At 68.9% G+C, this 16,753-nt stretch carries 14 protein-coding genes and 1 pseudogene; 9 read left to right on the top strand and 6 right to left on the bottom strand.

The features are described from left to right. Positions 1-24: 24 nt before the first annotated feature. The 4 genes from N803_RS08970 to N803_RS08955 all read left to right on the top strand — a co-directional run bounded on the left by N803_RS08970 (position 25) and on the right by N803_RS08955 (position 3,515). Complete coding sequence (locus N803_RS08970) at positions 25-600, top strand: TIGR03086 family metal-binding protein (protein ID WP_035904298.1); 576 nt, start codon at positions 25-27, stop codon at positions 598-600. A 33-nt stretch (positions 601-633) separates the two neighbouring features. Further along, positions 634-1,275, top strand: a complete 642-nt coding sequence (locus N803_RS08965; RefSeq protein ID WP_169743071.1) for a bacterial proteasome activator family protein — start codon at positions 634-636, stop codon at positions 1,273-1,275. A gap of 80 nt (positions 1,276-1,355) precedes the next feature. Next, a complete protein-coding gene (locus N803_RS08960; RefSeq protein ID WP_156969715.1) occupies positions 1,356-2,456 on the top strand; it encodes a WD40/YVTN/BNR-like repeat-containing protein in 1,101 nt (366 codons plus the stop codon). Positions 2,457-2,579: 123 nt separating this feature from the next. Continuing rightward, on the top strand, positions 2,580-3,515 hold the full coding sequence (locus N803_RS08955) for an acyl-ACP desaturase (RefSeq protein ID WP_035904295.1): 936 nt from the start codon (positions 2,580-2,582) through the stop codon (positions 3,513-3,515). Between the two features lie 660 nt (positions 3,516-4,175). On the opposite strand, the gene N803_RS08945 is transcribed toward N803_RS08955, so the two are convergent. Then, positions 4,176-5,828, bottom strand: coding sequence for an FAD-binding dehydrogenase (locus N803_RS08945; RefSeq protein WP_035904292.1), 1,653 nt, complete (start codon positions 5,826-5,828; stop codon positions 4,176-4,178). A 160-nt stretch (positions 5,829-5,988) separates the two neighbouring features. On the opposite strand from N803_RS08945, the gene N803_RS08940 reads away from it, so the two are divergent. Next, complete coding sequence (locus tag N803_RS08940; RefSeq protein ID WP_035904291.1) at positions 5,989-6,753, top strand: peptidylprolyl isomerase; 765 nt, start codon at positions 5,989-5,991, stop codon at positions 6,751-6,753. A 95-nt stretch (positions 6,754-6,848) separates the two neighbouring features. Here the strand turns inward: N803_RS08940 and N803_RS08935 are convergent, their stop codons facing one another. Continuing rightward, positions 6,849-7,562, bottom strand: coding sequence for an HAD-IA family hydrolase (locus N803_RS08935; RefSeq protein WP_084764311.1), 714 nt, complete (start codon positions 7,560-7,562; stop codon positions 6,849-6,851). 22 nt (positions 7,563-7,584) lie between these two features. Between N803_RS08935 and N803_RS08925 the strand changes: the two genes are divergently transcribed. Both N803_RS08925 and N803_RS08920 read left to right on the top strand, forming a co-directional pair. After that, positions 7,585-9,759 (top strand): DUF998 domain-containing protein, encoded by a 2,175-nt coding sequence (locus N803_RS08925; protein WP_052112080.1) that lies wholly within the window; start codon positions 7,585-7,587, stop codon positions 9,757-9,759. Between the two features lie 5 nt (positions 9,760-9,764). Next, positions 9,765-10,160 carry a hypothetical protein gene (locus tag N803_RS08920; protein ID WP_035904290.1) on the top strand — a complete coding sequence of 132 codons (396 nt, stop codon included), beginning with the start codon at positions 9,765-9,767 and terminating at the stop codon, positions 10,158-10,160. A gap of 87 nt (positions 10,161-10,247) precedes the next feature. Here N803_RS08920 and N803_RS08915 read toward each other — a convergent pair whose 3' ends face one another. The 4 genes from N803_RS08915 to N803_RS08905 form a co-directional block, all read right to left on the bottom strand. Further along, positions 10,248-11,972: an AMP-binding protein gene (locus tag N803_RS08915; RefSeq protein ID WP_035904289.1), complete on the bottom strand. Its 1,725-nt coding sequence runs from the start codon at positions 11,970-11,972 to the stop codon at positions 10,248-10,250. A gap of 42 nt (positions 11,973-12,014) precedes the next feature. Next, a complete protein-coding gene (locus tag N803_RS08910) occupies positions 12,015-12,911 on the bottom strand; it encodes a ferredoxin family protein (protein ID WP_156969713.1) in 897 nt (298 codons plus the stop codon). Positions 12,912-12,921: 10 nt separating this feature from the next. Continuing rightward, positions 12,922-13,071 (bottom strand): hypothetical protein, encoded by a 150-nt coding sequence (locus N803_RS18305; protein ID WP_156969712.1) that lies wholly within the window; start codon positions 13,069-13,071, stop codon positions 12,922-12,924. Positions 13,072-13,200: 129 nt separating this feature from the next. Then, on the bottom strand, positions 13,201-14,154 hold the full coding sequence (locus tag N803_RS08905) for a sugar-binding transcriptional regulator (RefSeq protein WP_169743069.1): 954 nt from the start codon (positions 14,152-14,154) through the stop codon (positions 13,201-13,203). A gap of 361 nt (positions 14,155-14,515) precedes the next feature. Here N803_RS08905 and N803_RS08900 point away from each other — a divergent pair. After that, positions 14,516-15,770: pseudogene (locus N803_RS08900) on the top strand (ABC transporter substrate-binding protein). After that, complete coding sequence (locus tag N803_RS08895) at positions 15,767-16,705, top strand: carbohydrate ABC transporter permease (RefSeq protein ID WP_035904287.1); 939 nt, start codon at positions 15,767-15,769, stop codon at positions 16,703-16,705. The pseudogene N803_RS08900 and the gene N803_RS08895 overlap by 4 nt, the downstream one beginning before the upstream one ends. The last annotated feature ends 48 nt before the right edge of the window (positions 16,706-16,753 follow it).

The following is a 16,753-nucleotide window of genomic DNA, read 5'->3' as shown; positions in this document are numbered from 1 at the left end:
GAACCGGCTGACAGACTGAGCCGTATGCCGTTCCCGACCGACCCAGCCGGACGTCACTGGGCCATTGCCGGAGTGTTCACCGACAAGGTGCTGGGGGTGAACGACTGGGACGTGCCCTCCCCCGTGCCCGAGTGGACCGCCCGCGATGTCGTCCGCCACCTCGTGGAGTGGTTCCCCGGATTCCTCGCCTCGGGCGCGGGGGTGCACCTGCCCGAGGGGCCGTCGGTCGACGACGACCCGGCCGGTGCGTGGACGAGCCAGACCACGGCGATTCAGGCGCTTCTCGACGACCCAGCGAAGGCCGAGATCATTCTCGAGAACCGGCACATCGGTGCGATGCCGCTGCCGCAGGCGATCGACCAGTTCTACACGGCCGACGTCTTCATGCACACGTGGGACCTGGCCCGTGCAACTGGGCAACGCGACCGGCTCGACGAGGAGTTCGCGACGCAGATGTTCGCGGGGATGGAGCAGTACGACGAGGTGCTGCGCACGTCCGGCCAGTACGGCCCGCGCGTCCCCGTGCCGGACGACGCCGACATCACGGACAGGATCATCGGGTTCATCGGCCGTGACCCAGCCTGGCGGCCGCCTTCCTGAGGGCTGTGGGACCGGTGGGGCAGGATGGGTGACATGACGGAGCAGCCGCACCAGTCCGAGGAGAAGCCCACCGACGAGTCGGCCGACGAGCCGCGCGAGGTGCACGCCACCGCCACGGTCGACGACGACCGCGTCGTCATCGTCACGCCCGACGGCATGGGCGTGGCGGAGCGCGACCAGGAGGGCAAACCGAGCCAGAACCCCGCCGATCTCGTCGAGCAGCCGGCCAAGGTCATGCGCATCGGGTCGATGATCAAGCAGCTCCTCGAGGAGGTGCGCAACGCCCCGCTCGACGAGAAGGGCCGTGCCCGCCTCGCCGAGATCCACGACCGCTCCCTCTCCGAGCTCAAGGACGGCCTCGCTCCCGAGCTCGTCGAGGAGCTCGAGCGCATCTCGCTTCCCTTCAGCGAGGAGGCACCGACCGACGCCGAACTCCGGATCGCCCAGGCCCAGCTCGTCGGGTGGCTCGAGGGCCTCTTCCACGGCATCCAGACCGCGCTCGTCGCGCAGCAGATGGCGGCGCAGGCGCAGCTCCAGCAGATGCGCGCCCTGCCGCCGGGCCACGCGCCGGCGCCGGGTCAGATGGGCTCGCCGATGGGTATGCCGAACATGCCGGGCGGGTCGTCGGGGTCGGCAGACACCGGGCCGGCCGAAGGCACGGGCCAGTACCTCTAACCCGCCTTGTGTGCCTGAGCGGTCCCAATGTGGGACCGCTCAGGCACACAAGGCAGGGGTGGGTGGGGCAGGGTGCTGGGATGCGCATCTTCACGAGAACGATCACCGCTCCGCTGTATGCCGTCGCGCTCCTGGCGCTGTCGGCTCCCGTTGCGGTCGCCGCACCGCCCGTCGCTTCACCCCCCGTTGCCGGCCCTGCATCGAGTGAGCTCGCGTGGGATGTGACGACGGTGGACGCCGACCAGAGCTTCCGCGGACTCGACGCCCTCGACCGATCCACGGCGTGGGTGACGGGGGCGAGTCTCAGCGGTGGGGCCGCCAAGGTCTATCGGACGACGGACGGCGGGACCGCCTGGAAGGACGTCAGCCCGCCGGAGACCACGGGCCTCAACTTCCGTGACGTCGAAGCCGAAAGTGCCTCTGTCGCAACGGTTCTCGCGATCGGTGAGGGCGAGGCGTCGCGGATCTACCGCACGACCGATGGTGGCGCGACCTGGACCGAGACCTTCCGCAACACCGAGTCGACGGCGTTCTTCAACTGCATGGCGTTCTATCCGGGTGGGAAGCGCGGGCTGGCCGTGAGCGACCCAGTGGACGGGACGTTCCGGATCATCTCCACGGAGGACGGCGGTCAGTCGTGGGAGGTCCTGCCCACCGCCGGGATGCCGGACTCCACCGGCGAGGCGAACTTCTCGGCCAGCGGAGAGTGCCTCACGATCAGCGGACGCGACGCGTGGTTCGGCAGTGGTGGCGCGAAGGCGCGGGTCTTCCACTCGCGCGACCACGGCCTCACGTGGACCGCGACCGACTCCGGCATCCCCGCGGGAGAGGCTGCCGGCGTCTTCGGGCTGGCCTTCTCCGACCCGCGCCACGGCGTGGCCGTGGGCGGCGACTTCGCCGACGCAGCGGACGGCGTCGACGCGGTCTCGGTGACGCGCGACGGCGGACGCACCTGGACCAGCGACGGAGGCGAGCTGACCCACCTCGGCGAAGACGCGGCATACCTGCGTCGTTCACTCATCGCGGTGGGCGAGGGCGGACCGATCGGCGGCAGCAGCGTCTCCCGTGATGGTGGGGCGACGTGGGAGCGGTTCAGCGACATCGGCTTCCACACGCTCGGCTGCACCCGCGACGGTGCCTGCTGGGCGGCGGGCGGCCAGGGTCGCGTAGGCCGCCTCTGAAACCCCAGCCTTGTGTGTATGAGGCCACCTTCCGGCGTGGCCTCATACACACAAGACGAGTGGGTTGGATCGAACTCACGAGTAACTGGCGGGGCCAACCTACGGAAGCGTAGGTTGGCGCACATGACCGCGACCCAGTGGAGCCAGACCGATCTCCTGCGCGAGATGAACCAGGTCGTCGAGACCAACCTCAACCGGCACATCGGTGTCGCGAAGGAGTGGTACCCGCACGACTTCATCCCGTGGAGCGACGGCCGCAACTTCGACGGGCTCATGGGTGGCGAGCCGTGGAGCCCCGACGACGCGGACGTCTCCGACGTCGCCCGGAGCGCGCTCATCGTCAACCTCCTCACCGAGGACAACCTGCCGAGCTACCACCACGAGATCGCGCTGATCTTCGGCCGCGACGACGCGTGGGGTGAGTGGGTGCACCGCTGGACGGCCGAGGAGGGGCGGCACGGCATCGCGATGCGCGACTACATGCTCGTCAAGCGCATGGTCGACCCGAAGGCCCTCGAGGACTTCCGGATGACGCACATGTCGCAGGGCTACGAGTCGGCGCACAGTGGCGAGCTCATGCACTCACTGGCGTACGTGTCGTTCCAGGAGCTCGCGACCCGCGTGTCGCACCGCAACACGGGCAAGTTCACCAAGGACCCGATGTGCGACCAGCTGCTCCAGCGGATCGCGGCCGACGAGAACCTCCACATGATCTTCTACCGCAACCTGTTGGGCGCGGCGCTCGAGCTCGACCCGAACGGCGCGATGATGGCGATCCGCGACGTGGTCAAGGGCTTCCAGATGCCGGGCACGGACATCCCCGGGTTCCAGCGCAAGGCCGTCGAGATGGCGGTCGCGGGGATCTATGACTTGCGCCAGCACCGCGACGATGTCGTAGCGCCGGTGCTGCGCTACTGGAAGGTGTGGGACCTCGAGGGCCTGTCGGGCGAGGGCGAGGCGGCCCGGCTCGAGCTGTCGGCGTTCATGGACGACCTCGACACCAAGGCCTCACGGTTCGAGGACAAGCGCGACACCCTCGCCGCCCGCATGAACCTCTGACACCACCTCGACTTATTGCGACTTCGCGGAGTTGCGAGGGCAGCGAGCCACTCTGCGAAGTCGCAATAAGTGGCTCTCCTGCTGAATGTGTGGGTCATTTCCGGCCCGGGAGATCAGCCCTTGCGTCAGTCCGTGTTTCAGGGTCGCTCTGATCGCGGCCCGGTGCTTGGTGATGCGTCTGCTGAGCTTCACGAACGCGGGCACGTCGCTGCTGGCGGCCCACGCGATCCACCCGTCCAGCCCGTCGTCCTGGTCGGTGCCGCGGGTCTTGAACACGACCCGGCAACCGGTACTCAACCTCGAGTCGCAGCGTGCCCAGGTCCAGCGCGCGCCAACGGCGTGGCTGAGCCCGTCCCGCGTCATAGCGCTGACAACGACGAGAACAGACGCCGCACCGGCCCGCAGCCCGGCTCGAGGGGCGCACAGCGACAACGACGGTCGCGTTCTCGTCGTCGAACTCCACCCCCTGAACGACCGTCCTCTCCGCACCAACCAGGACACGCCATAGGCTTGCACCGCGCACGCCGCTCTCCGTTGCACCAGATTTCGGACTCTAGACAAGCCAGAAACCTAGTCACGAGAACGGCGTGCGCACCTGCATCCAGGCCCCACCGACCCACACATGCGGCAGGAGAGCCCAATAAGTCGAGGTGGTGGGCGTCAGCCGAGCTGGCGGGCTGCCGCGCGTCCCGCGGCGCGACCGGAGAAGAGGCAGCCACCCACGAACGTGCCCTCGAGCGATCGGTACCCATGCACCCCACCGCCGCCGAACCCGGCAACTTCGCCCGCGGCATACAGGCCCTGAATCGGTTCGCCGGACGTGCCGATGACCTGCGAGTCGAGGTTGGTCTGGAGGCCTCCGAGTGACTTGCGGGTGAGGATGTTGAGTCGCACCGCGACGAGCGGGCCGCGCTTGGGGTCGAGGATCTTGTGCGGCGGGAAGGCGCGCTTGGTGAGCTTGTCGCCGCGGTACTGGCGGGCCACGTACATGGCCGCGATCTGCGCGTCCTTCGTGTAGGGGTTGTCGAGCTGCCGGTCGCGCTCGAGGACCTGGCGCTCGATGTGGGCGAAGTCGAGGGGCGCCTCGGGGGTGAGGGCGTTCATCTTGCTGACGAGTTCGCTGAGCGTCGTCGCCTGGACGAAGTCGATGCCGTGGTCGAGGAATGCCTTGACCGCCGGCGGGACCGGTGTGATCGGCCGCTTGGCGACATCGCGATAGTTGCGCTCGGTGAGGTCGAGGTTCTGCTCGCTGCCCGAGAGCGCGAACTCCTTGCCGACGAGGGCGTGGTTCGTGATGAACCACGAGTGGTCGTGGCCGGTGGTCCGCAGGTGGGCGAGCGTGCCGAGCGTGTCGAAGCCGGGGAAGAGCGGCGGGGGCAGGCGGTCGCCATTGCCGTCGAACCACAGCGACGACGGGCCGGGGAGGATGCGGATGGCGTGGTTGGGCCACACCGGGTTCCAGTTGTTGATGCCCTCGACGTAGTGCCACATGCGGTCGCGGTTGATGACCGTGCCACCGGCCGCCTCGGTGATGGCGATCATCCGGCCGTCGACGTACTCGGGCACGCCGGTGATCATGTGCTCGGGCGCCGATCCCAGCCGCTCGGGCCAGTTGGCGCGCACGAGGTCGTGGTTGCCGCCGATGCCTCCGCTCGTGACGAGGACGGCATGGGCGCCGAACTCGAAGTCACCAATAGCGTCGCGGTTGGAGGCGACACCTCGAGCCGAATTGTCCTCTGCGAGAACGGCTCCGCGCACTCCCGTGACCGAGCCACCGGTCGTCACGAGCTCATCGACGCGGTGGCGCGGGCGATAGATGATGCGTCCGCCGGCGATGTGTGCGCGCACCCGCTCGATGAACGGCGACACGACACCTGTGCCGGTCCCCCACGGGATGTGGAAGCGCGGCACCGAGTTGCCGTGGCCGCCCGCGCGACCGTCGCCGCGCTCGGCCCAACCGACAACCGGGAAGAAGCTGATCCCGAACTGCCGCAACCACTCTCGCTTCTCACCCGCCGCCCACTCGACGTAGGCACGCCCCCACTGCCGCGGCCAATGGTCCTCGTCGCGGTCCCAGCCGGCGGTGCCCTCCCAGTCCTGCCAGGCGAGGTCGAACGAGTCCTTGATGCCCATCCGGCGCTGCTCCGGGGTGTCAACCATGAACAGGCCACCGAAGCTCCACCACGCCTGACCCCCGAGGTTCGCCTCGCTCTCCTGATCGAGGAGGACGACGGATCGTCCGGCATCGGCGAGTTCATTGGCAGCGACGAGACCGGCGAGACCGGCCCCGACGACGAGGGCGTCAGCGTCCATTACGCGACCCTAGTGCGCCAATACTCGTCGGTCACACCAAACCCCGTTGCGGTATGCCGTCCGCCCACCTTCCGCTCAACAGGCGAGACCGTGCCCACCGCCCTAGGGTCGAAATCACCCGAACACTCGAACCCCTGAACACCAACCCAGGAGGACAACGATGTCCCTGACCCTGACCCGACGGCTGGCAGCGACCGCTGCGACCGTCGTCCTCACCGGCGGACTGGCCACGGCAACCGCGAGCGCCGCACCGACCGGAACCGACGTACCGACCGAGCCGACGTCCGGTGCCTGCGCGTTCGCGCCGCTCGAGGACCAGACGTATTCGACGTTCGTCGGCATGCCGCAGGACCCGGCGGTCACACCGAGCCGAGGCGACTCGCAGGTCATGCTGGCGACGAACCACGGCGACATCCCGATCGTGCTGGAGCGCGACAAGGCCCCCTGCACGGTCCTCAACTTCGAGTTCCTCACCCGGGCCAAGTACTTCGACGGCACGAACTGCCACCGACTCACGGCATACACGACTCCCCCAGCGGCACTGTCGGTACTCCAGTGCGGTGACCCGCTCGGGACCGGGTGGGGCGATCCGGGCTACTCCTTCAAGGACGAGCTCGACTCGGCGCAGGCCCTGGAGAACTGGCCCGGCTTCCCCGACGGCTCACGCAAGGTCTACCCGCGGGGCACGCTCGCGATGGCCAACGGTGGCCCGGACACGAACGGCAGCCAGTTCTTCCTCGTCTACGCGGACTCGCGGCTGCGCCCGGACTACACCGTCTTCGGGCACGTCACCGAGGAGGGCATGAAGGTGCTCGACACCATCGTCGCCGGCGGCATCGACCCGGGCACCGAGGGCACGCCCGAGGACGGCGCCCCCGCCATCGGCGCGACGATCGAGCGCGCCAAGCGCTCCGGCGGCCACTGACTCCCTGTCCCCAACTCGCACACTCCTGTCCCGAACTCACCCAATTCCCGGCTTGCGGACAGACTTCCCCCTCCCTAACCCGGGAATTGGGTGAGTTAGGGACGCGCAGGGGTGCCGTCGGCGAGGGCGCCGGTGACGAGGGTTGGCCAGGGGATGTCGCCGACGGACGTGAGGACGACGTCGGCATCCCGGGCCAGCACCTCGACCGGGGTCGTCCCAAGGACGGCGATCACCGCTCCCGCGCCGGCCGCGCGTCCGGACACGAGCCCCGACGTGGCGTCCTCGACGACAACGCACTCCGCCGGCGCGAGCCCGAGACGAGACGCCCCGAGCTCATAGGGTTCCGGCCCGGGCTTGCCGTGCGAGACGTCGCTCGCCGTGACAACCACGGTCGAGCGGGGCAGCCTCGCGGCCTCGATGCGCACCGCCGCCAGTTCGCGCTCACACGACGTCACGATGGCGTGGGGCACGCCGAACCGGTCGAGCTCCTCGAACGCCTCGCGCGCCCCGACGAGCGCCGTGATGTCGTCGACGTCGGCCAGCTCGATCTCTCGGATGCGTGCGTGCGCGCGCAGTTGGTCGGCCTCGGGCCGATCGGCCATGACCAACCGGATCGTGTTGATGCTCGTCATGCCGTGCGAGTGCTCGAGCGCCTTGGGGTCGACGCCGAACTCCTCGGCCCACCGCAACCACGACCGCACGACAGCGGTCGTGGAGTTGATGAGCGTCCCGTCCATGTCGAACAGGACACCGGCGAACGTGCCATCGGGGAACCGCCCGGCGAGCGGTGCAGACTGAGGTTCGGGCATGACGTCAGCCTAGGGTTGGGGCATGGCTACCCCACTCGGGGGACGCCCCCGGGGCGCCCTCCTCACTGCGGTCCTCGCTGCCGTCGCCCTCATCGGTGGATGGACGTGGGCGGCGATGCAGCAGCCTCCCGGCTTCGACAGCGTGCGCGAGTCGATCAGCGCGCTCGCGGCCGTCGAGACGCCGCACCGCTGGATCATGACGGTGGCGCTCTTGCTCACCGGCGTGGCCCACCTCGGCACGGCCGCGCTGCTGCCCGGCGCCCGGCGCGCGGGCCGTCTCGTCCTCGCGGGCGCCGGCCTCGCCACCATCGCGGTCGCCCTCGTCCCACTCCCCTCGCGTTCGGACGGCTCGCTCGCGCACACGCTCGTCGCCTCGCTCAGCTTCGTCCTGCTTGCGGCGTGGCCGTGGTTCGCGGCCGACGACGACGCCGGGCCACTGCAGCGGCGGCGCGTCGCTCGCCCCGTGGCCGGCCTCCTGCTCGTTCTCGTCGCCTCCCTGACGGTCGGCGTTCGAGCCGGTATGCCGTTCGGTGCGCACGAGCGCATCGTCGCCGGCCTGCTCGTGCTCTGGCCACTGGCGACGGCAGTCACGGCGTGGTGGGCCCTTGGGCACCGCGTCGGTGGGCGGCGGGCGCGTGGCCTCCTCGCTGTCGTGGCTCTCACCCTCGCCTGCGCCGCGGGCGGTGTCGCCGCGACTCGACTGGCTCCGGCGAGCGCCGAGACGAAGCACTACTCCGCCCAGGTTCAGTTGTCGATGGATCCGCGGGACTCCACCCGGCTCGTCGCACGCACGCTCTTCGGTGACATCGACGTCGGGTTCACCGGACTCGCTCCCGGCATCGAGGCGACGCCTCAGGTCAAGGCCTCCATCGCCGAGGTTCTCGGCCGGCCCGGGGTGACGATCTCCGACCTCCAGCCGGGTCCGCTCGACCTGAGTGCGGCCATCCGTCGCGCCGCCATCGGCGTGGGCCTGCGGTTTGCCCTCGGCGCGCTGGGGGTCGCTGCCCTGACGGTCCTCGGAACCACACTCGTGCGTCGTCGCCGACCCACCGCGGGCGCCCTTGTCGGAGCCACGACAGCGTGGGCGATCGCCTGCGCCGCAACGGGATTGGGCATCTGGCAGACCTACCAACCCGACCGGCAGCACGAATTCACGTCGACCGGCGTGCTCGGCACGGTGCAGCGCAACCAGTCGCTGCTCAGCGACGTCGAGGCCCGCGCCAACCAGGTCTCCCCCTACCTCGTCAACCTCATCGCCCTGTCGTCGGCGCTGCAGGACAAGTACTCACCGACAGAGTTGGGTCAACCGGTGGCGCTGCGGGTGCTCCTCGTGTCCGACCTCCACGCCGGCAACCAGTACTCCCTGATGCGGACGATCATCGAGCAGGAGGACGTCGACGTCGTCGTCGACACGGGCGACCTCGTGAACTTCGGAACCGTGACCGAGGGCGAGGCCTCGGGCATGTTCGCCGGGATCGCGTCCCTCCCGGTCCCCTACATCTTCACGCGCGGCAACCACGACGCCACCTCCGCCACCGACCGCACCATCCTCGACCGGATGGCGCAGATCCCCAATGTCGTTCTCCTGCAACCGGATGAGGCGACCTACAACGTTGTGGACGCAGGCGGCATACGCATCGGCGGTTTCAACGACCCACGCTGGTTCGGCGACGACGGCAAGCGCAGCCGCGACAAGCAACAGCCCGCGAAGCGGGCGTTCGAGGCGGCGTTCGCCGAGGAGCCGAAGCTCGACCTGCTCGTCTCCCACGAGCCGTGGGCCGTGCAGGACGTCCCGCGCGCCGACGTCGCCGTCAACGGGCACATGCACACGCCTGACCTCGAGGGGGACCGCATCCAGGCAGGCACGTTCACCGGCGGCGGGCCGCTCACCCACTTCGTCGGCGAGGAGAACGGCGAGGAGCTCGTCGGGCAGCCGTCGGCGTTCGACGTGCTGGCCTTCGGCGAGGCATGCCACCTCACGTCCGTGACGCGCTACCGGTTCCGCAACGTCATCGAGGGGCGCCCGGCATACGACGACGTCAGCCTCGTCAACGGGAGCCGCATCGACACGGCGACCGAGGACGCGTCGCGGCGCTGCACCCGACCCGAGAAGGGAACCGGTCCGCTGGACTCGCTCACGCTCACCGAAGTCCCCGCGGCCGACGCCCCCGCAACCGCACCGAACGCGGCAGACTGACGAGCATGGCTGAGTACACGGATGCAGAACGCGACACGATCCGCACCGCAGCATTTGGTGCCATTGCCCTGGTCAGCAAGGCCGACCCGGGCTTCTTCTCGTCCTTCAAGGAGAGCCTTGCCGGCTCGAAGGCCCTCGCCTCCGGGCCGAAGGAGATCACCGAGATCCTCCGCTCCGGCGGCTTCCCCACACCGCCCACGGGTGACGCCGCCGCTCAGGAACAGGCCGTGACGAGCGGCCTGACCCAGGCCGTGAGCATCCTCAACGCCAAGGCGGACGGTTCCGCCGAGGCGTTCAAGGGCGTCATCCTCGAGGCGGCCCAGGCCGTCGCCGACGCATCGGACGGCGTCGCACCCGAGGAGCAGGCAGTCCTCGACAAGGTCAAGGCCGCCCTCGGCTAGCTCCGTCTTTGTGCCCAGAACGGACGGCGAGCTCTAGCGAGCTGTCCGTTCTGGGCAAAAAGACGGACGAACGATCGGGTATGCCGGTCAGTCGTCCTTGAGGAGGTCGTCTCGCCATTCGGTGGTGGGCGCCTCCGCGGTGCCGGCGGCGAGTTCCTCCTCGCGCCCACGCAACTCGACCCGGCGGATCTTGCCCGAGATCGTCTTCGGCAGCTCGCCGAACTCGAGGCGCCTGATCCGCTGCCACGGCTGGAGGTGCTCGCGCGCGTAGCCGAGGATCGACCGCGCCGTCTCCTCGGTCGGCTCGTGCCCGGGCGCGAGGACGACATAGGCCTTGGGCACGGCCAGCCGCACCTCGTCGGGCGCGGGCACGACAGCCGCCTCCGCGACGGCGGGGTGCTCGATGAGGACCGACTCGAGCTCGAACGGACTGATCTTGTAGTCGCTCGCCTTGAACACGTCGTCGGTGCGGCCGACATAGGTGATGTAGCCGTCCGCGTCGATCGAGGCGACGTCACCCGTGTGATAGAAACCGCCGTCCATCGCCTCGGCGTTGCGCTCCTCGTCGCCCTGGTAGCCGGTCATGAGCGGCAGCGGCGACGCGCCGAGGTCGAGGCAGATCTCGCCCTCGCCGGGCCCTTCGACCCGCTCGCCCGTCGTCGGGTCGACGAGAACGACGGGGCAGCCGGGCAGGGGCCGGCCCATCGACCCCGGCTTGAGCGGCGATCCCGGGGTGTTGCCGACAGCCGCCGTCATCTCGGTCTGTCCGTAGCCGTCGCGAAGCGCCTGACCCCACTTGTCCTGCACCTGGGCGATGACCTCGGGATTGAGCGGTTCACCTGCACCGATGACCTCGCGCAGCGTACCCGGCCCGTCGGAGAGGTCGGCGTTGATGAGCATCCGCCACACCGTCGGTGGAGCGCAGAACGTCGTGACTCCGTTGTCCCGCAACACTTTCAGCAACGACGGCGCGTCGAAGCGTGCGTAGTTGTAGACGAGGATCGTCGCCTCTGCGATCCACGGCGCGAAGAAGCAGGACCAGGCGTGCTTCGCCCAACCCGGCGAGCTGATGTTGAGGTGCACGTCCCCCGGCTGGAGCCCGAGCCAATAGACAGTCGAGAGGTGCCCCAGCGGGTACGACACCTGCGTGTGCTGCACGAGCTTGGGCTTGCTCGTCGTCCCCGACGTGAAGTAGAGCAGCACCGGGTCCCCCGGCGCGGTGCCGGGGTGGGGCAGCGGAGGCGAGTCAACGGCATACGCGTCATGAAGGTCGTGCCACCCGTCCGCTGGCCCAACGCTGATCCGCGTCACGTCCCCGGCGAGCCCACCGAACTTCTCGACTTGCGACGCATTGGTGATGACGTGTCGGGCGCCGCCACGGGTGACGCGGTCCTCGAGGTCGGCCGCGCCCGCCGCTGACGTCGTCGGCATGATGACCGCGCCGAGCTTCATGACGGCGAGCATGGAATCCCACAACTCGACCTGGTTGTCGAGCATGAGGATGACCGGATCCCCCTGTGCCACACCGCGATCCGCCAGCCAGTGGGCGACACGGTCAGAGCGATTCGCCATGGCGTCGAAGGTGATGGCGCGCGAGGACCCGTCCTCCTCGACGACGACGAGCGCGTTCGTGTCGTTGCCCCGCGCGATGACGTCGAACCAGTCGATCGCCCAGTTGAAGCGCTCCCCCAGATCGGGGAAAGAGAACTCCCGGACGGCTCGCTCGTGGTCGCCTCGCAGGGCGAGGATCTGGTCACGAGCGGCGCGGTACTTCTCGGTGGCTTCCGTGGTCGGCGTCGACGTCTCTGTCATGGCTTCACTGTGCCGCGCGAGTGTCGCGATTTCCAGCGCGACTCAGCGGGGGTCGGGGATGAAGACCGTTCGGTATGCCGTGTGCTCACCCGGTCCCTTGCCGCACGAGAGCGGGGCGGGCGGCAGGGCCTCAGCGGTCACCTCGACCCAGGTGGTGTCGGGGACGGGTTCGTCGCCGATGACCTCGACCCGCGTCACCGTCTCCGAGATGACGTCGACGGCACCGGGGCGTGCCGATCCGATGGGCGCCGGTCCGTGTTCGGTGAGGACTGCGCCGGTCGCGGCCTGGACCGCAGGTGAGTAGCGCGCGACTCCACGCAGGTGGGTGGCGTCGACCTGGCCGGCCCGATGGGCGCGCACGACGTCGACGGCATTGGGCAGGTCGACGGTTCCGTAGCAAGTGCCGTCGGGCATCGAGATGAACGTGCCGGCGAAGCGGTGGCCGCCCAGGTGCGTGCACTCCCACACCTCGTCGGGCCAGACCCTGGCGAGCGCCGCCGTCACGGGGCGGCCACGCAGGGCGCAACAGGCGTCGCGCGTGCCCTGGGTGCAGACGAGGAGCATCGGCTCGGCGAGGCTCTCCGACTGCGACAGCTGCGTCCCGAGGGCTGCGGTCGCATGGAGGAGGTCGTCGCTCGTGCGCCACGTGCCGGTGACCCACGTGCCCATCGCCGTGTCGATGGCGAACCACGACGGGTCCTGACCGGGCTGGCGGCGGCCCGTCCGACGGATGAGGAGCGAGCGGCCCTGCAGTTCCGCGCACGCCTTCTCGATGGTCGTCGCGACACCGCCGGCGATGGGCGTGGTCTCGAGATGGTTCTTCGCCCACGGACCGGGGTGCTCGATGAGCAGCCAGCGACGCGCGACCGGCGCCGACCCGAGCATCGGTTCCCCACGCTCACGGAAGGCGTTGGAACAGCGGACGGCTTCGGGACTCACGCGGTCGATGCTACGTGCGGGCCAGACCGAGCAGACAGGTGATGGCACGCACCTGGTCGTCGAAGAGCTCCTCGGGTGCCGACAGGGGTCCGTACGCGGGGAAGAGCGCGAAGCTCACGAGGCCGAAGACCGCCGACCAGTTGGCCATGCCGTGCGCCATGACACGGAGGTGAGCAGCAGGCGTACCAGCCGCTCATGTCCCCAACCCGGGAATTGGGTGAGTTAGGGACGCGAAGGTTGGCGGACGGCATACCGGCCACTCGTGTCCCCAACCCGGGAATTGGGTGAGTCAGGGACGGGAGTCGGGTGACGCGGCGAGGAGGGCGTCGGCGGTTTCGGCGGTCGTCACGAGGGAGTCGATGAGGTCACCGCGGACCGCTGCCGCGATGGCGTCCACCTTCTCGGCGCCGTGCGCGATCGCCACGACATGGCGTATGCCGCGCAGCTGGGTTCCGGTGAGACCGACGACTCGCGCGGTGAGTGGGGTCTCGACCACGCGACCCTCGGTGTCGAAGAAGACACCGGCAGCCTCCCCCACGGCACCGGCCCGAGTGACCGCCCTGCGTTCGGCGACGCTGAGGACGTCGTGGATCGTGGACCGTCCGGACGTCCACGCCCCCAGCCCAATGACGGCGAGGGTGACGTCCTTGACATGGTCGAGCGCCGCCTTGACGGGTGGCTGACGGCGCATGACGTCCGCACTCGCCGCGTCGTCGAGCAACAGCGGCGAGTAGAAGACGTGCCACCTGCCGCCGGCGATACGGCCGGCCCGCCGCACGACGTCGACCGAGCTGCTGTCCTCCTCCGGCGTGACCATGGCGCCGGACAGTTGGACGACCGGAATCTCGGGCAACCACTCGAGCGCGTCGACCATGCGACTGACCGAGCGACTCCACGGGAGCCCGAGGACGTCCTTGTCGGTGGCCATTTCGGTGAGCAGGGCTGCGGCTGCGGCGGATACGCCCGGGTCCGCCTGCGTCCCGGAGCCCGGCACGACGACGCAGTGCTCCAGTGCCAGCGCCTCACGCAGGCGTGCCGAGCGGTCGGTGTCGATGCCCAGGGGCGAGACGATCTCGATGCGGACCATGCCGCTCTGCCTGGCCGCGTCGAGGAGGCGCGCGACCTTGAAGCGGCTGATCCCCAGCGCGTTCGCGAGGTCGACCTTGGACTCGCCGTCGATGAGGTGACGGCGCGCGACGGCGGCCGCGAGGACGGCTTCCGAGGGACCGAGCGATTCAGGCACGCCTCCCATCCTCCCTGTTGCCTCGTGTGTATGTGGCCACGTTCGGGCGTGGGCTCATGCACACGAGGCCGACTGGCGACCTGTTGACACGACGCCCGGGTTCCGACAGGCTCATGTGTGCAGCATAGGCGCTCATTTGAGCGCATCACCATCTCAACTGCAGCACCAGTGGAACCCCGCAGCAGCGGAACGAACTGATCCAGCGGAGAACGGGAGGGCAACGATGCCCGGGAGCACACGGCATACCCGCAAGGTTGTGCGGCGACGGCGCGGTCACCGAAGGCACCGCTGGGCGGCTGTCGCAACGACCGCAGGTCTCGTCGCGGCGCTCACCGGCTGCGCCGGCTGGGGCGGTGGCGGGATCGGCGGCGGCGGCGCCAACTCCATCGACGTCCTGATGGTCAACAACCCGCAGATGGTCGACCTCCAACAGCTCACGGCGAAGCACTTCAGCGCCGAGACGGGCATCCGGGTCAACTTCACCGTCCTGCCCGAGAACGACGTGCGCGACAAGATCAGCCAGGAGTTCTCGAGCCAGTCCGGGCAGTACGACGTCGCCTCCCTGAGCAACTTCGAGATCCCGATCTACGCCAAGGCCAAGTGGATCGCTCCGATGGACGACTTCATTGCCGCCGACCCCGAGTTCGACCAGGACGACATCCTCGGGCCCATGACCGAATCGCTCTCGAGCGACGGCAAGATCTACGGCCAGCCGTTCTATGGCGAGAGCTCGTTCCTCATGTATCGCAAGGACATCCTCGACGCCAAGGGCATCACCATGCCGGCCAAGCCGACGTGGCAGGAGGTCGCGGACATTGCGGCCCAGGTCGACGGTGCGGAGCCCGGCATGAAGGGCATCTGCCTGCGCGGCCAACCCGGATGGGGACAGCTCTTCGCGCCGCTCACGACCGTCGTCAACACCTTCGGCGGGACGTGGTTCGAGGAGGACTGGACGCCGAAGGTCAACGCGCCGGAGTTCAGCGAGGCCGTGCAGTTCTACGTCGACCTCGTCCGCAAGCACGGCGAGAACGGCGCACCGCAGGCCGGCTTCACCGAGTGCCTCAACAACCTCGTCCAGGGCAACGTCGCCATGTGGTACGACGCCACGTCGGCCGCCGGATCACTCGAGGCCGACGACTCCCCCAACAAGGGCAAGTTCGGCTACGCGCCCGCGCCGGTCGTCAAGACCGACTCCGCCGGCTGGCTCTACGCCTGGTCGTGGAGCATCCAGCAGGCGAGCGAGAAGAAGGACAACGCCTGGAAGTTCATCTCATGGGCGTCGAGCAAGGAGTACGAGCAGCTCGTCGGCGAGGAACTCGGGCAAGCGGGCGTCGACCTATGAGAACTCTGACTACCTGGCGGTGGCATCGGCGTTCGCCGAGCCGACGAAGGCCGCGATCGAGGCGGCCGACCCGACCAACCCCGGACTCCAGCCACGGCCGGCCATCGGCATCCAGTTCGTCGACATCCCCGAGTTCCCCGACCTCGGCACCCAGGTCAGCCAGGACGTCAGCTCGGCCATCGCCGGCAAGACGTCGGTCAAGGACGCCCTCGACAAGGGGCAGGAGCTCGCCGAGGACGTGGCCGAGCGCTACCAGAAGAGGAGTGAGGGATGAGCGCCGAAACTGCCGAGAAGGTCGCGTCGGACGAGACGGCACGGGCGACCCGCCTGGCGAAGGCTGGCGACTGGTCCCGGCGAGCACCCCTGCTGCCGGCGCTGATCTTCGTCATCATCCTCACCCAGTTGCCGTTCATTGCCACGCTCGTCGTGTCGTTCATGAACTGGAACGCGTACTACCCGGACGAGCGCGGGTTCGCGGGATTCGACAACTTCGCGCGGGTCTTCACCGACTCCAACACGCGCAGCGCCGTCATCGTGACGATCCTGCTCACGGTGCTCGTCGTCGGGATCTCCCTCGTGCTGGGCATGGCGATCGCGCTGCTGCTCGACCGCAAGTTCATGGGTCGCGGCATCGTGCGCACGCTCATGATCACGCCGTTCCTCGTCGTGCCCGTGGCCGCGGCGCTGCTGTGGAAGCACGCCCTCTACAACCCCGAGTACGGCCTCCTCAACGGCACCCTCAAGGCCGTCCTCGGCGACAACGCTCCACAGCCGGACTGGATCTCCAACAACCCGCTGCTCGCGATCGTCGCGGCGCTCGTGTGGCAGTGGACGCCGTTCATGATGCTCATCCTATTGGCCGGTCTGCAGTCACGGCCCCTGGACGTCGTCGAGGCGGCCCGCATCGACGGCGCCAGCTCATGGCAGATCTTCCGGTCGATGACGCTGCCGCACATGAGGCAGTACATCGAGTTGTCGGCCCTGCTCGGCGCGATCTATGTCGTGCAGAACTTCGACCACGTCTTCACGATCACGTCCGGTGGTCTGGGCACGGCGAACCTGCCGTACTTCATCTACCAGACCTTCTACACCGCGCAGGACTACGGACGCGCCTCTGCCGCAGGCGTGGTCGTCGTCATCGGCACCATCCTCATCGCGACCGCTGCCCTGCGAACCGCGTTCAGCCTGTTCAAGGAGGAGGGCAAGTGATCACCCCACAAAGTTCTCCGCTCCTGCGTCGCTCCGATACTTTGCGAG

Origin of the sequence: Knoellia subterranea KCTC 19937, from assembly GCF_000768685.1 — a bacterium.
GTDB lineage: Bacteria > Actinomycetota > Actinomycetes > Actinomycetales > Dermatophilaceae > Knoellia > Knoellia subterranea.
The sequence above is the reverse complement of the archived record's forward strand: the minus strand, read 5'-3'. Positions and strand labels throughout refer to the sequence as shown.

Excerpts from the sequence above, each read along its gene's own strand:
- N803_RS08935 (WP_084764311.1), bottom strand. The coding sequence starts at position 7,562 with ATGCCCGAACCTCAGTCTGCACCGCTCGCCGGGCGGTTCCCCGATGGC.
- N803_RS08915 (WP_035904289.1), bottom strand. The coding sequence starts at position 11,972 with ATGACAGAGACGTCGACGCCGACCACGGAAGCCACCGAGAAGTACCGC.
- N803_RS08970 (WP_035904298.1), top strand. The coding sequence starts at position 25 with ATGCCGTTCCCGACCGACCCAGCCGGACGTCACTGGGCCATTGCCGGA.
- N803_RS08960 (WP_156969715.1), top strand. The coding sequence starts at position 1,356 with ATGCGCATCTTCACGAGAACGATCACCGCTCCGCTGTATGCCGTCGCG.
- N803_RS08895 (WP_035904287.1), top strand. The coding sequence starts at position 15,767 with ATGAGCGCCGAAACTGCCGAGAAGGTCGCGTCGGACGAGACGGCACGG.
- N803_RS08965 (WP_169743071.1), top strand. The coding sequence starts at position 634 with ATGACGGAGCAGCCGCACCAGTCCGAGGAGAAGCCCACCGACGAGTCG.
- N803_RS18305 (WP_156969712.1), bottom strand. The coding sequence starts at position 13,071 with ATGGCGCACGGCATGGCCAACTGGTCGGCGGTCTTCGGCCTCGTGAGC.
- N803_RS08945 (WP_035904292.1), bottom strand. The coding sequence starts at position 5,828 with ATGGACGCTGACGCCCTCGTCGTCGGGGCCGGTCTCGCCGGTCTCGTC.
- N803_RS08925 (WP_052112080.1), top strand. The coding sequence starts at position 7,585 with ATGGCTACCCCACTCGGGGGACGCCCCCGGGGCGCCCTCCTCACTGCG.
- N803_RS08920 (WP_035904290.1), top strand. The coding sequence starts at position 9,765 with ATGGCTGAGTACACGGATGCAGAACGCGACACGATCCGCACCGCAGCA.
- N803_RS08955 (WP_035904295.1), top strand. The coding sequence starts at position 2,580 with ATGACCGCGACCCAGTGGAGCCAGACCGATCTCCTGCGCGAGATGAAC.
- N803_RS08940 (WP_035904291.1), top strand. The coding sequence starts at position 5,989 with ATGTCCCTGACCCTGACCCGACGGCTGGCAGCGACCGCTGCGACCGTC.